The 954-nt window shown below is 44.0% G+C and carries 1 protein-coding gene; it reads left to right on the forward strand.

Annotated elements, in window-relative coordinates:
- Positions 1 to 954: IS66 family transposase (gene tnpC / locus CWB66_RS19775; protein WP_138586692.1), on the forward strand; the 954-nt coding region annotated here is incomplete at both ends.

Below are 954 nucleotides of genomic sequence, written 5' to 3' on the forward strand. Positions count from 1 at the left end.
ATTCAACAAAGTATCGCAACACCCAGCTTACTGAGTCAAATAATCATGTGTAAATACCAGTTTGGCTTACCGCTTTATCGCCAAGAAACATTGTTTGCCGATATCGGTATTGAGTTGAGCCGACAAACCATGTCGAGTTGGATGCTACGCTGCGCGCAATTGTTGTCACCGCTGTATCAGCGCTTAAAAGAAACCTTGTTATCTCAAGCGGTTATTCATGGCGATGAAACTCCGCTCAACGTTATTAACGCAGATAAAGCAACCAGCTATATGTGGCTGTATTGTTGTGGCGATGATAAACCAAGTAAAGGCACTAATATTGTTCTGTTTGATTATCATAACAGTCGTGCGGCCCACTGTGTGGTTGATTTTCTTGACGGTTACCAAGGCTACATGCACGTTGATGGCTACAAGGCATACGAGCAAACGAAGGCAACACTGGTTGCATGCCTTGCCCATATACGCCGTAAATTCATCGAGGCCAAAGGCAATAATAAAAAAACTGTCAAAGCGGATGTGGCGCTCAACCTCATTGGTAAGCTCTACGGTATTGAGCAAGCCATCAAAGATAAACCGGCCGATGAAAAATTCACCGTTAGGCAGCAAAAAGCCAAACCAATCGTTGATGAATTGTATCAATGGTTGCTCAAGCACAAAGATAAAATACCGCCCAAAATGGCGCTAGGTAAAGCCATTACCTATGCGATAAATCAGTTTGAAAAATTCAGGCGTTACCTCGATGATTGCAGGCTCAGTATTGATAATAACCGCGCAGAGCGAGCCATAAAACCGTTCGTGATAGGGCGAAAAAACTGGCTATTCTCAAATACCAGCAAGGGCGCGCATGCGAGTGCCGTACTCTATAGTCTTGTTGAAACAGCAAAGGCCAATGACCTTGTGGTGCATGATTATATTTCTACTTGCTTGCAGCACCTTGCTAATCAGCCAGATAAC

The organism is Pseudoalteromonas sp. S558 (assembly GCF_005886635.1).
Taxonomy (GTDB): domain Bacteria; phylum Pseudomonadota; class Gammaproteobacteria; order Enterobacterales; family Alteromonadaceae; genus Pseudoalteromonas; species Pseudoalteromonas aliena.